Source organism: Psychromonas hadalis ATCC BAA-638 (genome assembly GCF_000420245.1).
In the GTDB taxonomy this organism is placed as follows: domain Bacteria; phylum Pseudomonadota; class Gammaproteobacteria; order Enterobacterales; family Psychromonadaceae; genus Psychromonas; species Psychromonas hadalis.
Genome location: NZ_ATUO01000008.1, coordinates 1 through 18,071 on the forward strand (window position 1 = coordinate 1; position 18,071 = coordinate 18,071).

General features: G+C 39.2%; 17 protein-coding genes. 13 read left to right on the top strand and 4 right to left on the bottom strand.

Features of this window, described 5'->3' with window-relative positions:
- The first annotated feature begins 476 nt into the window (after nt 1–476).
- The 3 genes from G322_RS19745 (at nt 477) to G322_RS0101980 (ending at nt 3,700) form a co-directional block, all read left to right on the top strand.
- The gene (locus G322_RS19745; protein ID WP_022940133.1) at nt 477–1,496 is read left to right on the top strand and encodes a DUF4382 domain-containing protein; all 1,020 of its coding nucleotides are present in this window, start codon (nt 477–479) and stop codon (nt 1,494–1,496) included.
- A 694-nt stretch (nt 1,497–2,190) separates the two neighbouring features.
- Nucleotides 2,191–3,165, top strand: a complete 975-nt coding sequence (locus G322_RS0101975; RefSeq protein WP_022940134.1) for a porin — start codon at nt 2,191–2,193, stop codon at nt 3,163–3,165.
- A 277-nt stretch (nt 3,166–3,442) separates the two neighbouring features.
- Nucleotides 3,443–3,700, top strand: coding sequence for a DUF2999 family protein (locus G322_RS0101980; RefSeq protein ID WP_022940135.1), 258 nt, complete (start codon nt 3,443–3,445; stop codon nt 3,698–3,700).
- 95 nt (nt 3,701–3,795) lie between these two features.
- Here the strand turns inward: G322_RS0101980 and pykF are convergent, their stop codons facing one another.
- Entirely contained in the window at nt 3,796–5,205 is a 1,410-nt protein-coding gene (gene pykF, locus G322_RS0101985; protein WP_022940136.1) for a pyruvate kinase PykF, read from the bottom strand.
- A gap of 282 nt (nt 5,206–5,487) precedes the next feature.
- Between pykF and G322_RS0101990 the strand changes: the two genes are divergently transcribed.
- Entirely contained in the window at nt 5,488–6,381 is an 894-nt protein-coding gene (locus tag G322_RS0101990; protein ID WP_028866352.1) for an IS982 family transposase, read from the top strand.
- 322 nt (nt 6,382–6,703) lie between these two features.
- Here the strand turns inward: G322_RS0101990 and G322_RS0101995 are convergent, their stop codons facing one another.
- Nucleotides 6,704–8,044, bottom strand: coding sequence for a DegQ family serine endoprotease (locus tag G322_RS0101995; RefSeq protein WP_022940138.1), 1,341 nt, complete (start codon nt 8,042–8,044; stop codon nt 6,704–6,706).
- Nucleotides 8,045–8,211: 167 nt separating this feature from the next.
- Here G322_RS0101995 and zapE point away from each other — a divergent pair, with 167 nt between their 5' ends.
- The 9 genes from zapE (at nt 8,212) to G322_RS0102040 (ending at nt 15,447) form a co-directional block, all read left to right on the top strand.
- Nucleotides 8,212–9,321, top strand: a complete 1,110-nt coding sequence (zapE, locus tag G322_RS0102000; RefSeq protein WP_022940139.1) for a cell division protein ZapE — start codon at nt 8,212–8,214, stop codon at nt 9,319–9,321.
- Nucleotides 9,322–9,799: 478 nt separating this feature from the next.
- On the top strand, nt 9,800–10,228 hold the full coding sequence (rplM, locus tag G322_RS0102005; protein WP_022940140.1) for a 50S ribosomal protein L13: 429 nt from the start codon (nt 9,800–9,802) through the stop codon (nt 10,226–10,228).
- 15 nt (nt 10,229–10,243) lie between these two features.
- Entirely contained in the window at nt 10,244–10,633 is a 390-nt protein-coding gene (gene rpsI, locus G322_RS0102010; protein WP_022940141.1) for a 30S ribosomal protein S9, read from the top strand.
- 181 nt (nt 10,634–10,814) lie between these two features.
- On the top strand, nt 10,815–11,339 hold the full coding sequence (gene ftnA / locus G322_RS0102015; protein ID WP_022940142.1) for a non-heme ferritin: 525 nt from the start codon (nt 10,815–10,817) through the stop codon (nt 11,337–11,339).
- Nucleotides 11,340–11,671: 332 nt separating this feature from the next.
- The gene (gene petA / locus G322_RS0102020) at nt 11,672–12,262 is read left to right on the top strand and encodes a ubiquinol-cytochrome c reductase iron-sulfur subunit (protein WP_022940143.1); all 591 of its coding nucleotides are present in this window, start codon (nt 11,672–11,674) and stop codon (nt 12,260–12,262) included.
- Complete coding sequence (locus tag G322_RS0102025) at nt 12,262–13,539, top strand: cytochrome b (RefSeq protein ID WP_022940144.1); 1,278 nt, start codon at nt 12,262–12,264, stop codon at nt 13,537–13,539. The genes petA and G322_RS0102025 overlap by 1 nt, the downstream gene beginning before the upstream one ends.
- A complete protein-coding gene (locus tag G322_RS0102030; protein WP_022940145.1) occupies nt 13,539–14,285 on the top strand; it encodes a cytochrome c1 in 747 nt (248 codons plus the stop codon). Before G322_RS0102025 ends, G322_RS0102030 begins: the two co-directional genes overlap by 1 nt.
- A 95-nt stretch (nt 14,286–14,380) precedes the next feature.
- Nucleotides 14,381–15,013, top strand: a complete 633-nt coding sequence (gene sspA / locus G322_RS0102035; RefSeq protein WP_022940146.1) for a stringent starvation protein SspA — start codon at nt 14,381–14,383, stop codon at nt 15,011–15,013.
- A 23-nt stretch (nt 15,014–15,036) separates the two neighbouring features.
- Nucleotides 15,037–15,447, top strand: coding sequence for a ClpXP protease specificity-enhancing factor (locus tag G322_RS0102040; RefSeq protein ID WP_169337456.1), 411 nt, complete (start codon nt 15,037–15,039; stop codon nt 15,445–15,447).
- 119 nt (nt 15,448–15,566) lie between these two features.
- Here G322_RS0102040 and G322_RS0102045 read toward each other — a convergent pair whose 3' ends face one another.
- A complete protein-coding gene (locus G322_RS0102045) occupies nt 15,567–16,517 on the bottom strand; it encodes an alpha-L-glutamate ligase-like protein (protein WP_022940148.1) in 951 nt (316 codons plus the stop codon).
- Between the two features lie 3 nt (nt 16,518–16,520).
- Nucleotides 16,521–18,047, bottom strand: coding sequence for an inactive transglutaminase family protein (locus G322_RS0102050; protein WP_022940149.1), 1,527 nt, complete (start codon nt 18,045–18,047; stop codon nt 16,521–16,523).
- Nucleotides 18,048–18,071: the final 24 nt, after the last annotated feature.

Here is an 18,071-nt window from a genome sequence, read left to right on the forward strand (position 1 = left end):
ATGTTTAGCACTCTTATTCTTTTATGAATTCTGTTTGAGTTTATTGATTATCCACATTGTGGATTTATATTTTGATGAAACGATACTGCAAAGATAGAGATGTTCCCCGATTTTCTACCTCCTAACAAAAATAATATATATACCCATGATGCTTCGAGATGCAAAGTCAGCAAGGCAAATTGTGCCGAGATGCTAGGCATAAAATTGAAGCCTAGTCATTCTAAGTCGAAATTTCATAACGACGTAGATTGGTACAAGTTGCCTTGCCCTACGGGGCGCAAGCTCGAAAATCAGCCCTACGTTACAACAAGCGGAAAGGGAATAACCATTACCTCGTGTTGTGCCTTGCTCTGATTATCGAGCTTGTGCCTGACAAAGCATCTTGAAGTAACATGGGTATAGATCACATTAGTAACTATAATCAAGGTACTTATTTATTATAAGTCAAATTAACAAAAAAACAGATGGAGCATATGATGAAAATTTTGATAAAAACAGCTTTAGCAAGTGCCGTGATCTCTATTTTAACTGCATGCGGAGGCTCTACTGAAGAAAGCAGTCCTACTGCAGAGCTTACTTTTGCAGTGTCAGACAACCCAGCTAATGTGCAGGCCGTGGTTATTGCATTTAAAAGTGTAGCAATCAAAAAAGTAAACGATGATGGCGATGCAGAAGAGGGAGAGGCAGAGCAGACTATCAGGGTTCAAGATAATAATGCTGAAAATACTGATTACCGTCAAGTTGACTTAATCAAGTTTCAAGGCAGTAATGCACAAGAGCTTTTTCGTGATATTACACTTGAGCCGGGTGATTACCAAATGTGTATTTATATTACCGACGGCATAGGAAATAATGAAAACACCGATTCTTATGTTATTGAAAAAGATGGCAGTCGCAAAGGGCTATCAACCAATTCAAACGGTAGTTGCGCAGGATTTAAACCTGATGATGAACTTGCTACAGGGCGTCTGAAAACTACTACTTTTACCATTCATGAAGGTAAAAACTACATAGTAGCTGAGTTTGATCTAATGAAAGTATTAAAAGAACCCGCTGGTAACAGTCATGACGGTAATTGGACATTAAAACCTACAGGTTATGAATTAGTACATGTCGATAATGTGGGTAGTATCAGTGGCAATGTGAGTGAACAAGTAAAAGCTAATTGTGAAGGTGCAGTAGGTGGGTCTGAGTTTGCCTATTCTGTTTACCTGTATCCAACCACTTTGCTGACTAATATGGGTGATTTCAGAATTGAACATCCAAACATTGGTTATCTATCTCCAATCGCCTCTGCCCGAGTTAATGAGGTTGAAACTGTTTGGTCGTATGAATTTGGCTTTGTTGAAGCAGGTAGCTACAGTATTGGTTATACTTGCACTGCCCAGCTCGATGATCCTGAACTTTCAGACCCTAGCCCTATTTACCTTGCCGGACCTGATGTTGAGGTTATTGCGGGAGAAACCGTTACAGCAGATATTGAGATAGAACTGTGATCAAGAAGATCAGCAAAACGCATTATTATTCCGGCGACAACACTGCCGGAATAATCTGTTCTACACCTAAACTGAACAAAGGAAGATCGTAAAAGATCGGGGGTAGACAAACCTTTTTGACTGGCTTTTAAGTTTTACCGAGGGTTAATTAATCATCATAAGTTCACTCTTTGGGGCAATATCACTCTTCATTTTAGTCTCCTACTGCACCATGAATTATCTCTGTTACTCAAAATTATCCGCTGTAATTTTCATTATGTCGCTATTTATCGACCAATGTATCTCCCTCTTTTTACTCTTCTTGCTATTAAATAAATTGAAAATAGAGCTGTTTTTATTAAAACAGTGAACTTGATCGTTTTTCGTATGAATCGTTGTCAGTAATTTTTTCTTTTTATTAAGGGCTATTATTAATGGTTATGCCATTTTCCGGTGATCAACGTCATTTATTTTTAATTTTTATATATTATGGATTCATTTTGAACTTGTATTTGTTCTCTGGTTGTTTCCTTTTGAAACTTTATGACTGCTTTTGTTACTCGCTTTTTGTTCGGATAATATGTTGTAGTTCTTCATGTGGTGAACGTTAATTTTAATAACTTGTTGCATAAACTTATCTTGTTGATTTTTTATACAACTTTTTAGCGAGTGTAATCGTCTGCTTATTTAAGCAGCTACAAAGGAAAGCCTTACAATGAAAAAGCAATGTGCAATAGTGTTAGCGTCTGTGATCATGGTACCTGCAATGCAAGCAGAAACTTTATTTTCAGATGAAACTAAAGAGTTTAATGTCGCGGGGCGAGCAGAGGTAAGAGCAAAGTTTACAGATAATGAGTTTCAAGACTTATCTCGCATACGTTTAAACGTATATGGCCATAATGCATTAAATGAAAACATTACCATGTTTGGACGTTATGAGTTTGAGGCTGCAAAAACAGAAGCAGATAGTAACGAAGTAACATTTAATGCTCGTCATTTATATGTGGGGGGAGAGACTAATTTTGGTTCTTTCATTTATGGTCAACAAGACAATGCGGTTACTTATCTAACCAATTTTACTGATATGGCGGAAACATTTAGTGGCTATATTAATGAGCACACGGTAACGTCTGCAGATCGCTCCAATAATACATTTCGCTATACTTTTTCAACGGAAAAATTAATGCTACAAGTATCAGCAACTCAAAATGCAAATAAAAATGCCGATGGTTTTGGGGGCGTGATCGCTTACCAGTTGACCTCAACGTTAGAATTAGCCGCCGGTATGACGAGCAGTGACCAAGAGTATGGCGCGGGGAATGCCACTGAAAAATCAGATACTTATATGTTAGGTGCTAAATATAAGAGTGAAAATATTTGGCTAGCTGCAAACGTGATGAGTGGTAATATTTCAGCGGATGGTATTGCCGACTCTGACTTCGTTGCTGGCGATCTTTTTGCTGCTTATTATTTTGGTGCTGACAACAGTAGTATCGTTAACATTAGTTACAGCTATTACAGTGCTGATGATATAGAAGCATTAGACACCAACTTTATTGGTTTAGAGTACGCTTACTATATTCATAATGTTGCACTTTATAGTAGCTATAAAATCGCACTAAGTGATGACAGAGCAGATGGCTTACTTGAAGAAAATGAATTACGCATTGGAGCTCGTTACTCTTTTTAGTCTTTATTTGTTTTGAGGTTGGAGATCTCTTTACTGTCCCTCAGTAAAGAGATCTTCTCCTCTTCACAGAGATCCTAGCGCATTAACCGTTAATAACTAGACAAATACAGCTAACTGGCATTGTTGGTTGCTGATGAGTTCTTCTACCCTTAAAATAACATCCTCTTGCTTTTAATTACTTCCTGATTTCGGATAATAAGTGCAGTTCAGGTTTTGATCGTTTTACATTTCACGCTAATAAGGTAAATTGTACTCATTAATCACAAGGAACATTATTATGAATCCCATTATTAAAATATTAAAAGATCACCATGTTAGTGACCAGAAAATTGCAGAACTGTTTCAAACATTAACTGAAAATCCATTAGTTGCGATGACCGTTATCCCCAGCCTCGGTATTCCAGCAGAAAAATTACAGCCACTGATGATGATGGTGATGACCAATCCTGATCTGATTAAACAGGCCGTTGCAGAGCTTGGTTTAGATTTTTCAAAGGTAGAGGAAGCCCAAGCTAAATTACAAGAAAGTAAATAATTACTTGGAAGTGGGACTTTAGTCCTGCATGTTTTAACAGGCAAAAAAAAAGCACTGCCTAAGCAGTGCTTTTTTGATCTGTTGGTTATTAGTGATTAAGCGATAACGTGTACAGAAGAAGTATTGGTTGTACCTGAAGCGACTAATGCACCAGAAACAATCACGACTTTATCGCCAGACTTAACCAGGCCAAGCTCTTTCGCAAGATCCATTCCTAATTTGTAGAAATCTTCGATAGTATCTTGTGGCTCGATAACTTTAGCTGATACACCTTTCGTTAATGCTAACTGTTGGCGAGTCTTAGGGTTGCTTGTTAGTGCTAAGATTTGTGCAGTTGGGAAGTATTTACGCACTGAACGTGCAGATTTACCTTCGCCAGTTGCGACGATAATAAGTTTCGCATCAAGTTGCTCAGCATTCACTACTGCGCCACTACATACCGCTTCAGTGATACGTAAGTCAGATGTCGCACACGCTGTACGTGTTGCCATAACACGGTCTGTACGTTTACAGATAGTCGCCATGATTTCAACAGCTTCTGCAGGGTATTTACCCTTAGCAGATTCACCAGAAAGCATGACTGCATCTGTACCATCAATGATTGCATTGGCAACATCACCGGCTTCAGCACGTGTTGGGCGTGGGTTTTTGATCATTGAATCAAGCATTTGTGTTGCAGTAATAACAGGCTTACGTGCAGCATTTGCTTTTTCGATCATCATTTTTTGTGCGAAGATTACTTCTTCAACAGCAATTTCAACACCTAAGTCACCACGAGCAACCATGATGGCGTCAGAAACAGCTAAGATTTCGTCGAAGTTATCAACACCTTCTTGGTTTTCGATTTTTGAGATGATTTGGATCTTCTCGCCACCGTTCGCGTTTAATAGCTCACGAATTTCAAGTACGTCTTCTTTCTTACGAATGAAAGATGCCGCGATGAAATCAACTTTTTGCTCACAACCAAACTTAAGGTCGCCTTTATCTTTAACAGAAAGTGCAGGAAGTTGAACTTTAACACCAGGAAGGTTAACACCTTTGTTTTCACCAAGTTCACCGGTATTCATTACTTCACAAACAACGTTTGTATCTGTGATGCTTTTAACGGTCATCTCGATTAGACCATCGTCTAATAAGATAGTGTTACCAACAGATAGGTCGTTAGTAAAGTTTTCGTATGTTACTGCTACGATGGTGTTATCACCAACGATTGTTTGGTCTGTAGAAAGCGTGAACTCTTGACCAGCCGTTAATAATACGTCATCACCGTTGATTAATTTAACAGTGCGGATTTCAGGGCCTTTCGTATCTAATAATATCGCAACATTTTTGCCTGTTTCTTTACAGATTTCACGAATAGTTGTAATACGAGCGCCGTGCTCATTAAAGTCGCCATGAGAGAAGTTAAGGCGCATTACGTTCATGCCGTTCTCTACAAGTTTAGTTAACATCTCTTTTGATTCAGATTTTGGACCAATCGTACATACTATTTTAGTTTTTCTCACCGTCTTTTCTCCAAGAGTGATTATGTTGTTTTCTTACAAGTTTATAAAAAATTTGAAATCTTTATAACATCCATATTCGATGGCGCACATTTTACAAGAAAAACAGGAAAAAAAAATGATTTATGATCATTTTTCTTCACTTTTTCTGTTTTTTTTGAAAATTTATTACACTTTCTATTAAATTAACGCCATGCGCGACTTTTAAAAATGAAAAAACATTGAAAAAGGCATGATCTAACCTTATTTTGTTATCACAAAACAATAAATAAAGCGAACAAGATCATACCATTAGAAGAGTTTATCATTTTGGTTTATTGCTGGACAGATGAAAATATGAATAAAGTGCTAGGAAACACAAAATTAAGAAGCCGAGGTTTTCAACCTGAACTTAGTGATGTTGAGGTAATTACGATGGAAATTGTTGGTGAATTTCTTTCACATGATACTGATAAGGCAATTTGGACATACTTTAAAACACACTGGCTATCGCTGGTTCCTAAGCTTAAGTCACGTTCAAGTTTTGCTAAACAAGCTTCAAGCCTTTGGCATGTAAAGCAGTTGCTTCAAGAGAAATTAAATGAAGAAAGTAGCATTAATGCTCAATGTCTGATTGTCGATGGTTTCCCTATGGGCACTGCTCATTTTAAGCGCGCAAATAAAAGTAATAACTTTAAAGGAGAGGCTGGTTATGGCTTTTGTGCAAGCAAATCAGAAACTTATTATGGTTTTAAAGGGCATTTACTTGTTGATGCTGTGGGTAATATTGCAAATTTCACACTAACAGAGGCATCTGGTAGCGAAAGAAAAGCGGTATGGGAATTGGTTCGAAATAAAAAGGATAAATTTTTACTTGGTGATAAGGGGTACTTATCAGCGCGTTTTAAAAGCGATTTAAATAGTGAGCAAGCTATAAAATTAGAAACACCTGTTCGCCATAATATGGTTGACCACTTAGAACAAACTGAGCGTAATTTTTTGAATAAAACACGTCGATTAGTTGAAACTGTAATAGGTCAGCTAACTGGCCGATTTAATATGAACAAGGTGTGGGCAAGGAAAATGTGGACACTATCAGGTCGATTAAGCCGCAAGATATTAGCTCATGGATTAGGGATGCTTGCTAATACATTGCTTAAAAATAAGCCTCTACAACTCGAACATGTAATTTGTGTTTAAAGTCGCGCATGGCGTTAAATTATGCTTATATCAATGGAATTAATGAAGTGTTCAAGTATTGCGCAGGAAAAATTAGCACTAATAAATGCGTGAGTTGTGGCCTTTCGAGAGATTAACTACGTTAATCCTCTCGTGGGGCATTGATTAGAAGACTTTAATGCCTTGATAGTTATTCTCACTTCACAAAATCGCATGGAACGATTTTGAACCGCTTTAGCTGACCACGCAGTGGTGAAGAACAGAGATGTTCTGAATAAAACTCACAACGCAGGTAGGGATAATTTTAACAAGTAAGACTGATCACCTTTTTGATTCCTTGGTACTAGTCGAGCATTAAATAAAGATGTTGTTCACCACGTTTAATATTGAGTGCTAAGGCTGCAGGTTGTGAATCAATCATCTGTTGTAACTCGTCAATATTATGAATTAGGGTACGATTGATGCCAATAATAATATCTGCACGTTGTAAGCCAACATGCTCTGCCATGGAACCTTGTTGTACCTGTTTAATTGTGACACCTTGGTTGTTGGCTTTATTCGTTAACATTGCGCCAGACAACGCGGGGTGTAAAACGTGAGATGTTTGCCCTTTTGGCTGAGCCTGTGGTGGCTTAAGAGTCGCTTGTAATACGATACTTTTACCATCACGGATGATCGCCAATTTAATGGTTTTACCACTGCCTAACGTGCCGACTTTTGCGCGTAGTTCTGCAAAGCTTTTTATTTTCCGTCCATTAACCGCGGTAATAACATCCCCTGCTTTAATACCCGCCTCTTGTGCTGCACTGTCACTATTTACTTGATAAACAAATGCACCGTGTTGCGACTCTAATGCAAAACTTTTTGCTAGCTCTGCGGTTATTTCACCACCACGTACGCCTAGAATGCCACGACGAACTTCCCCGTGTTCAAGTAATTGCTCAACAATATTTTTCACCATGTTCGCGGGGATAGCGAAAGCAATGCCTATATTACCACCATTAGGGCCAAGAATAGCGGTATTAATACCAATTAATTGTCCCTGTAGATTGACCAATGCGCCACCTGAATTGCCACTATTAATGGCCGCATCGGTTTGAATGAAATTTTCAAGATTCTCAATGTTTAAGCCACTGCGGCCCAGTGCGCTAATAATACCGAGGGTAACAGTTTGTCCGAGTCCAAAAGGGTTACCGATAGCGAGTGCAAAATCACCTACACGTAATTTATCAGAGTCTGCAAAGGGCATTGCGCTGAGTGTGGTGTTTGTTTCTACCTTTAATAGCGCAATATCACTCTGTTTATCTTGCCCAATGAGTGTGGCATTTAAGATCTGTCCTGATTTAAGTTCTATCTGTATCTCATCTGCGCTATCGATAACGTGCTGATTGGTAATAATGTAACCTTTCTTTGCATCAATAATCACGCCTGAGCCTAATCCGACAAAAGGTTGTTCTGTTTGGTTTGGGCGTTGTTGGTTAAAAAATTCAAACAGATCATTCATCGGAGAGGGGGCTATCTGTTTGCCTGAAACAGAGATATTCACCACTGCTGGACTGACTTGCTCAACCAGTGGCGCAAGGGTTGGGCTGTCATCTAAGAAAAAAGGCAGAGCAGCGATGACTGGACTTGATAAGGAGAGGGCACTGATAAAAAGTAGCAGATAGCTCATTTTATTTTTCATATTATATTCCTTTTAATGAACCGGACTAAGTGTGACCAAAAATAGCACTAAAAGTTCGCAAAAGATGGAGATCTTTCGCAGTTGTTAATAAAAGGTTAATACAGTGATTGCAGTTATGATTAAATCGTTCCAAAATAGCGTTTTATCTATTAATAGTGACAACCTCTGTGACCCCTTTATCTCTTTATCAAACTGATCTACAAAAGCCTAATTTCTTTGCGGATGATTCTCAAGCACAAGCGATACAACATCTGCAACGCCTGTATCTTGAATTAGAAAATATTCCTACGCCGATTAAAAAACAAAAAGGTTTTATGTCTCGCTTGTTTAAGCGAGAAGTAAAGCAGAGCACATCGATACAGGGGCTTTATTTTTATGGTGGAGTAGGGCGAGGTAAAACCTATTTAATGGATCTGTTTTTCCACAGTTTAAGTACTGAGCGAAAATCACGTCTGCATTTTCACCATTTTATGTTACGTGTGCATAAAGAGCTAGGATTATTAGTGGGACAAAAAAACCCATTAGTTAACATTGCTAAAAAGTTTGCTACTGAAGTTGATGTGATCTGTTTTGATGAGTTTTTTGTCGATGATATTACCGATGCGATGATTTTGGCGGGTATGTTTGAAGCGTTGTTTGCAGAAGGGGTTGTGTTAGTAGCAACCTCTAATATTCACCCGACTGACCTTTATAAAAATGGTTTGCAACGTGCACGATTTTTACCTGCCATTGCATTAATAACATCACATTGTGAAATATTTAATTTAGACGGTGGTAAAGATTACCGATTGGATCGTCTTGTAGAAGCTGAAATATATCATTTTCCACTGGATGCACAGGCGCAAGCACTGTTAGATCATACTTTTGAAAACTTAGCTAATGGCGATAAAGTATATAAACAATCACTAGAGATTAATGGGCGAGCGATTGAGACCCTTGCATATAGTGTGGATACCTTGTTGATTGATTGTGTAAGTTTATGTGATGGTCCGCGCGGTGTGGCGGATTATATTGAATTAGCCATTGTTTATCGCACTATTATTCTGGCCAACGTGCCACAGATGAATCCCCAAAAAAATGACATGGCAAGACGCTTTATTGCCATGGTTGATGAGTTTTATAATCATCATGTGGTGCTTATTATTTCAGCAGAGGTAGATGTTTATAGTTTATACGATGGACATAAATTAGCGTTTGAATTTCAGCGTTGTATTTCACGTTTACTGGAGATGCAAAGCACAGAGTATTTGCAAAAATCACACCATATTGATGACTAGCAAGTGAAAAATGTCACCACGAAGTCGCTATGCGACACAGAGAACACGAAAAAATCAACAGAATTAAAGGTTGGATTTGGATTCTAACTTCCTTTCCTTTCGTGCCTTCGTCGTTAAATGCTTTTGAACTTGGTCATTGCGACAAACAATTCACACGAAGCCACTGTGCGACACAGAGGACACGAAGAAAATCAAAAGAATTATAAAGGTGGAGTTTTAGCCTCCTTTTCCTTCGTGCTTTTGTGGTAAATGATTTTTGAACTGGCTGTGAATATTGTGAAAAATTGCACAATAAGCGTGATCTCTGCGCAAATGTTCTGTATAATCTCGCCGCCCACCTTATCCACACCCCAAAATTTATATGGTGGATTTGATTACGCTTGACGTATTCGAAGGGATACAAAAGGCAAAAACACATTTTTGATGAGCAACATTGCTTATCATATTTTTTTTAAATCATTAATTTGGGTATAACTTAATGAAAACATTTGTTGCTAAACCAGCTGACGTTAAACGCGAGTGGTTTGTAGTTGATGCTGAAGGTAAAACTTTAGGCCGTCTAGCTACTGAAATCGCATTACGCTTACGTGGCAAACACAAAGTAGAATACACTCCTCATGTTGATACGGGTGATTATATCATCGTTATCAATGCTGAGAAAATTACCGTAACTGGTAATAAAGCGAAAGGTAAAATCTACTACCACCACACAGGTTTCATCGGTGGAATCAAAGCGATTAACTTTGAAGATCTTATCCAACGTGCTCCAGAGCGTGTTATTGAGAAAGCTGTTAAAGGTATGTTACCAAAAGGTCCACTAGGCCGCGCAATGTACCGTAAGTTGAAAGTTTATGCTGGAACTGAGCATCAACATTCTGCACAGCAACCACAAGTTTTAGACATCTAATAGGAATATAAAACAATGGCAAATCAATACTACGGCACTGGTCGTCGCAAGAGCTCTGTAGCTCGTGTATTTATGAAAGCGGGTAGTGGTCAAATCACTATCAACAAACGCAATATCGATGAATTTTTCGCTCGTGAAACAGCAGTTATGGTTGTTCGCCAGCCATTAGTGTTAACAGGTAACGAAGAAAAATTTGACTTTAACATCACCGTTAAAGGTGGTGGTACTACGGGTCAATCTGGTGCAATCCGTTTAGGTATTACACGTGCATTAATGATCTTTGACGAAACGTTACGTCCTGAACTACGTACTGCTGGTTTTGTTACGCGCGATTCTCGTATCGTTGAACGTAAGAAAGTTGGTCTACATAAAGCACGTAAACGTCCACAATTCTCAAAACGTTAATATTTCGTTTTTCGAATTGCAAAAAAGTCCAGTTTATCTGGGCTTTTTTTTACCTTTTTTTGCCTCTAAGAGTGTTTACGTTTATTGTTATAAAAATGTAATGACTCAGCACCTCCTAAAATTTGAGGTGTTTTTCTAAAAATAGAACGTACATAATAATTAACAACAGATGGAGAAAAAAATGTTAGCTGAAACCATGGTAGAAAAATTAAACGAACAGATTAATCTTGAGTTTTACTCTTCTAATTTATACCTGCAGATGAGCGCATGGTGTGAAGATAAAGGGTTTGAAGGGGCATCCATGATGTTACGCGCACATGCAGCTGAAGAGATGACCCATATGAATCGTTTATTTACTTATGTGAGTGAAACGGGTGCATTACCTATTTTAGGCACTATTGAGGCGCCACCGCACGAGTTTATTTCATTAAAAGAGATATTCAAGGCGACTTATGAGCATGAGTGTTTAATTACCAAAGCGATTAATGAGTTAACCCACGTTGCATTCAGTACGCATGACTATTCCACTTTTAACTTCTTACAGTGGTATGTTGCTGAGCAGCATGAAGAGGAGAAACTCTTTAAAGGTATTTTAGATAAAATTGAGTTGGTGGGTGAAGATGGTAAAGCTTTATTCTGGGTTGATAAAGATCTCGCTGAGATTGCAAAAACAGGCTCTACATCAATAATGGATGCACCTGCTTAATTTTTTAATTTCATTGATAACAGCATGGTTAATTAAACGATGCTGTTCATTTCGATATAAAATAGGTCTCTTCTTTCGGTCGGGGTTTATCACCTTATTTATGGGTTGAGGGTTTAAAAACCAACCTAAATGAGAGGCGTTATCAGTTGGTTGGTTATATCGCCTTTCCCATCATAAAAGTAATGTTAATAGCTTGTAAATATAGGGCGATTTCTTTAGAATTCAGCCAGATTTTGTGCGCCTGATGATCTTGAATCGATTATTGGAATAATCGCACTGCACAATTTTATGTTTAATGGGTTACGTTTGTAACTTCCAATGGAGATGGTTAAATGAGCAATGCGCCTGATAATTCTGGTCGCCGCAAGTTTCTAACACTAACAACGGGTGTTGTTGGTGCGATTGGAGCCGCTGCTGTTGCAGTTCCTTTCGTGAAATCTTGGAGCCCTAGTGAGAAAGCAAAAGCGGCTGGTGCCCCTGTGACAGTTGATATTAGTAAAATTCAACCGGGTCAATTAATTCGAGTTGAATGGCGAGGAAAACCAGTTTGGGTTGTTTCTCGTACGACAAAAATCCTTGATGAACTAGGGACGTTGGATGCGAAATTACGTGATCCCGCATCCGAAGAGGCGCAGCAACCTGAATATGCAACTAATGCATTACGATCACTTAAATCAGAAATTTTTGTCGCTGTGGGTATCTGTACTCACCTTGGTTGCTCACCAACTTATTTGCCTGACTCGTTTTCTGAGCAAGTTGAAGGTGTTGAATCTGGTTTCTTCTGTCCATGTCATGGTTCTAAATTTGATATGGCGGGGCGTGTATTTCAAAATGTACCTGCACCATTAAACTTAGTGATTCCACCACACCATTATGTGAGTGAATCACAAATTCTTATTGGCCTCGACAAAGGAGATGCCTAATGCTTAAAAAATTAGTATTAGACGGTATCGATTGGGTGGACGCACGTATCCCAATGACGGAAACATGGAATAAACATTTAGCACAATACCCTACACCAGTTAACTTTAACTTTTGGTACTTTTTTGGTTCACTAGCAATGCTAGTACTGGTTAACCAAATTTTAACCGGTATCTGGCTGACCATGCATTACAACCCTTCAGCAGAAGGTGCATTTGCTTCTATTGAGTACATTATGCGTGATGTACCTTATGGTTGGTTATTACGTTATATGCACTCCACGGGCGCATCTGCGTTCTTTGTCGTTATCTATCTTCATATGTTCCGTGGCCTTATTTACGGTTCATACCAGAAACCGCGTGAGCTTATCTGGGTCTTCGGCATGTTAATATTCTTAGTATTAATGGCTGAAGCATTTATGGGTTACTTATTACCTTGGGGACAGATGTCTTTTTGGGGCGCACAGGTAATTATTTCACTCTTTGGTGCGATTCCAATTATTGGTGATGACTTGACCCTGTGGATCCGTGGTGATTACGTTATTTCGGGCGCAACACTGAATCGTTTCTTTGCATTGCATGTTATTGCATTGCCATTGGCGCTCGTTGGTTTAGTTTTCCTTCATATTATTGCGTTGCATGAAGTGGGCTCAAACAACCCTGATGGTGTTGAAATTAAGCGTAAGAAAGGCTCTGTACCAGAGGAAGAAAAAAGCAAATTCACTTTCCACAAACAGTACAGTGAGCATAAAGATATTGTTGATGCTATCCCTTTCCATCCTTACTTTACGGTTAAAGATATTATGGGCGTCTCGTTTTTCTTAATCTGTTTTGCCACGGTTATTTTCTTCATGCCAGAGGGGGGCGGTTATCTTTTAGAAGCACCAAACTTTGAACCTGCAAATGGCTTGAAAACGCCTGATCATATTGCACCTGTTTGGTATTACACACCGTATTACGCTATTTTACGGGCGATTCCAGATAAGTTACTTGGTGTTATCTTTTTTGGTGGCTCGATTGCGATACTGTTCCTATTACCATGGCTAGATCGTTGTAGCGTGAAATCGATTCGTTATCGTAGTTGGAAACATAAATTGAATATTACTCAATTCACCATCTGTTTCATCGTGTTGGGTGTATTAGGGTCATTACCTGTCACACCATTATTGACAACAGTTGCACAAGTGGCATCGGTGGGTTATTTCGGGTTCTTTATTGCGCTGTGGGTTTACAGTAAAAATGAGAAAACCAAGCCATTACCAACAAGGTTGACACACTAATGAAAAAGTTAATGATCGCCTTAGTGGCTGTATTTTCGATACTACCGTTATTTTCTTTCGCAGCCGGTGGCAATGTACACCTTGAGAAAGCAAATTATGACTTAACAGATAAAGCCTCACTACAACGTGGTGCTAAATTGTTCATGAACTACTGTTTTGCTTGTCACTCAACGGGTTACCAACGTTATCAACGTGTTGCGACAGATCTTGATATCCCTGAGCAGTTGATGAAAGAGAACCTGATTTTTACAGAGAGTAAAATCGGTGAGTTAATGTTTAACAGCATGGATAAAAAAGAAGCTGAGAAATGGTTCGGCAGTGCACCGCCTGATTTAACGCTTGAAGCACGTTTACGTGGACCTGATTGGATCTACACTTACCTGCACTCTTTCTATAAAGATGAGAGTCGTCCATTTGGTGTCAACAACTCAGTGTTCCCAGATGTGGGTATGCCTCACGTATTAGAAGAGTTACAAGGTATCTCGATTGCTACTTTTGAAACAACAACTGATGCGAATGGTATCGAACATACCAAAGTGGTTGCGTTAACCAGTGACGAATCTGGAGAGATGTCATCGGATGAGTATGACGAAGCGGTACTTGATCTGGTAAACTTCCTTGTGTACGCAGGTGAACCAAACAAATTAGAGCGTCAAAGTTTAGGTATTTGGGTTGTTGCATTCCTATTTGTCCTATTTTTTGTGAGCTACTTATTGAAGAAAGAGTACTGGCGCGATATTCATTAATCGTCATTAGTCGCTTTTTAACTTGTTAGGCAATGGTGATTTTTCATCATTGCCTTTTCTGTTTTTTGAAGAATTATAATAATTAAGGGATAACCATGGCCGTAGCTGCAAATAAACGTTCTGTAATGACACTTTTTTCGGGTGTTTCAGATCTATATAGTCATCAAACACGTATCGTATTAGCTGAAAAGGGCGTAAATGTAGAAATCACTTTTATTGATGATGAGAATCCTTCTGTTGAGCTTGCTGATCTCACGCCAAATAGTGAAGTACCGACATTAGTTGACCGTGAATTAGTGTTATACAACTCACGTATCATCATGGAATATTTGGATGAGCGTTTTCCACATCCACCACTAATGCCAGTGTACCCAGTCGAGCGTGCTAAGAGCCGTTTATTGATGCAACGCATTGAAAGAGAGTGGTATCCATTAGTGGCTATCATCATGTCTGCTAGTGAAGATAAAGCAGCCTCTGCACGAACAATACTACGTGATAAAATATTAGAAGTTGTTCCTGTCTTTGAGCATTTCTCTTATTTTATGTCTGAAGAGTTCACCTTAGTTGATTGTTACATGGCACCCTTGTTATGGCGCTTACCTGAGCTTAAAATTGATTTAGGTTTAGATCATCTTGGCATTAAGAGTTACATGGTAAGAGTATTTGAGCGTGAATCATTTCAAGCATCAATGACTGAGACTGAGCGTGAAATCCGTCTCGGTTTATAATTCGGAGCACTAAAATGGATAGCATGTTAGTGCAACGCCCTTATTTGCTGAAGGCTTTTTATAATTGGATTGTAGACAGCGAATGTACACCTCATATTATTGTGGATGCTACGCAACCCTGTGTTGAGGTACCAGAGCAGTTTGTTGAAGATGGTAAAATAGTGTTAAATATTGCGCCTAAATCGGTTATGCATTTTTCAATGGATGATGATGCGGTTGCATTTAATGCGCGATTCTCTGGCCAACCAATGCAGGTTTATGTGCCGTTGTACGCAATAGAAGGTATCTACGCCCGTGAAAATGGTGCAGGGACTATGTTCCCTGAAGAGCCTGCTTATAAGGCTTTGGATAACGCTGTTCCTGTTACTTCTGAGCCCAAAACTGAAAAACCTGCTGTAAAAAAGAATAGAGCGGGTTTGAAGATAGTTAAGTAAAGCGAAAAATCAGAAGGGTTAGAACGTTTTTGATTGATCATAAAAAACCTAGCTAAGCTAGGTTTTTTTATGTCAGTATTTTAACCTTCAAGCATCACTGCCGCTGTCTATAGGCGTATCTATTTTTTTGAAAAATGCTTTTTACAAAACTCAATACGCTCTTCAACACTCATGTTGTGATCGTCACCTAAACTTTCAACCAACTTAAGACGTGGTAAGATCCCCTGTCCATTCGCTATTTGAATAGCCAGTCCTGGGCGCGCATTAAGTTCTAATAACATCGGCCCTAAATCACGATCTAGTACCATATCTGTGCCTAAATAACCCATACCAGACATCTCATAACAGCTCGAGGCTAAATAGATAAGGCGTTCCCATTTAGGCACTTGCAGTAGTGCGAGTTCTTTACCTGTATCAGGGTGATATTTAACAGGTTTATCAAACTGTACCGCGTTGATAGCCGCACCTGTTGCAATATCAATACCGACACCAACAGCGCCTTGGTGTAAGTTTGCTTTACCGTCCGATACAGCCGTTGAAAGACGCATCATTGCCATCACTGGGAAGCCTTTAAAAACAATAACACGTACGTCTGGTACACCCTCAAAGCTGAAACCATCAAAGGCACTATCAAATTGAATGAGTCCTTCTACAACAGCGACATCTGCACTGCCACCTAAGCTAAATAGTCCCGCAAGAATGTCCGTGATATGGCGTTTTGTTTCATCAAGTGAAACTTCGTCGCCATTCGGTTTATAATAACGACCTTTCTCAACTTTAGTGATCACTAAAATACCTTTACCACCGCTACCTTTGGCGGGTTTAATCACAAACCCTGGGGTATCTTTAATATACTGTTCAATACCCGCTACTTCCGCTTGTATGGAAATCACACCCAGCAGAGCGGGGGTCGTTACGTTTGCTTCGCGGGCAATGATTTTAGTTTTAAGTTTATTGTCGACCAAAGGGTAGAGTTTACGTGGATTATAGCGACCAATGTAACCACTGTTGCGTTGGTTCATGCCCATAATACCTTTGCTTTTTAACTTAAACGGACTGGCAAAAAACATAGTTTATTCCTTATCGGCCAAAGGTTTAAAGCGACGTAATTCAAGTAATCGGTAACCTGTGTAACTGCCGAGTAATAATACCAATGACATCACCACAAATTGTAAGCCGATAAAGTTAAACATTAAATGACGTGTCACATCGTTGCTCATTGCAAAGTAAGCTAATACTGCTACTAATAAACTGCCACCACCTTGTGTGAATACCTCTTTCGCGCCCTCCTCTTCCCATAAAACTGACATACGTTCAATGGTCCAAGAAAGAATAATCATAGGAAAAAAGGTGATTTTAAGTCCTTCAGTTAAACCCAATTTATATGAAAGTACGCCAAATAGTGCAATCAGCAGAATAACCATGATGATCACCGTGGATATTCGTGAGACCAGCAGTAGATTGAGGTGTGAGAGATAAGAACGAATAATCAAACCAATACCCACAAGCAGTATAAAACCAATGAGGCCCGTAATGAGGCTAGTTTGAATAAATGCCATGGCGATTAATACCGGCATAAATGTACCCGATGTTTTTAGCCCAATTAATACGCGCATCATCACTACAATCAATACGCCTAATGGGATCATTAAGATACCTTTAAATAGCGATTGATCTTCCACGGGTAAGCTATGAATTGAGAAATTAAACAGGTGCTCATTTTCAGATTTTTGTAATAGTGCTGAAAGTGCAGGTTGCTCTTGCTGAATCATCGAGAAGCTGACTCTAGAGTCGCTACCGCCTGTTAGCTCTAGTAATGCTTTGCCACTTTGATCCCATAACAGTAAATTATCGCGGTTTACAGACTCTAACGTATTTGCATCAAACAGGCGCGAGCTAATCACACCCTCTTTTTCTTGGAAAACTTCCACTAGGGGTTGTAAATGTTGGCGACGACGGCCATCTTCGAGTGTTAAGGCTCCAATTCTTTTAGTGTGTATATCTGCTCCGTTTAACAGTGCAATCAGGATCGCTGTTTTACTGACTTTTTCGGTTAAAATAAGACTGATATTTTGATTGGGTGTTTCAGCATTAAGCTGTTTTAGTAGTTCACGTGCAAAGCTAAATGCATCTGCACTGGTTTTAAGTGCATCTTTAATAATCGTTTTACCCGCTGCCAGTTCCGCGGCACTATACTCTTTATCAAAAAGCGGTGGCATTTCAAGGATTTGTGGGTCCAAGCTTTTTGGATCTTCAAGTACCTGAATGTTGTAATAGAGCGTTTGTTTACCCGCTGCTTCACGAATGGTCCATTCCGCTTTTGGGGTCAAGCCATCATCTAAAAATGAAAGTCCATAACCTGGAGAGGCAGCATTTTGACTGATTGTTGTAAATCCAGCTTGGCGCTCAGGGGTGGTGAGTGAGGCAATAATAGCATTGTCGTGAGCATTGAAATTGATTTTTGCATCAATGTTCCAGATGGTACGTGTTTCCCCCGGCATCCATGGAATATCAAACGCAACGTGACGTTGTACTGTTTGGAATATGCCCAGTGACATTAAACCTGCCACTAGCACAAAGAAGAAAATACGTGCGTTCATAAATTTTCCCTATTATCTATTTTA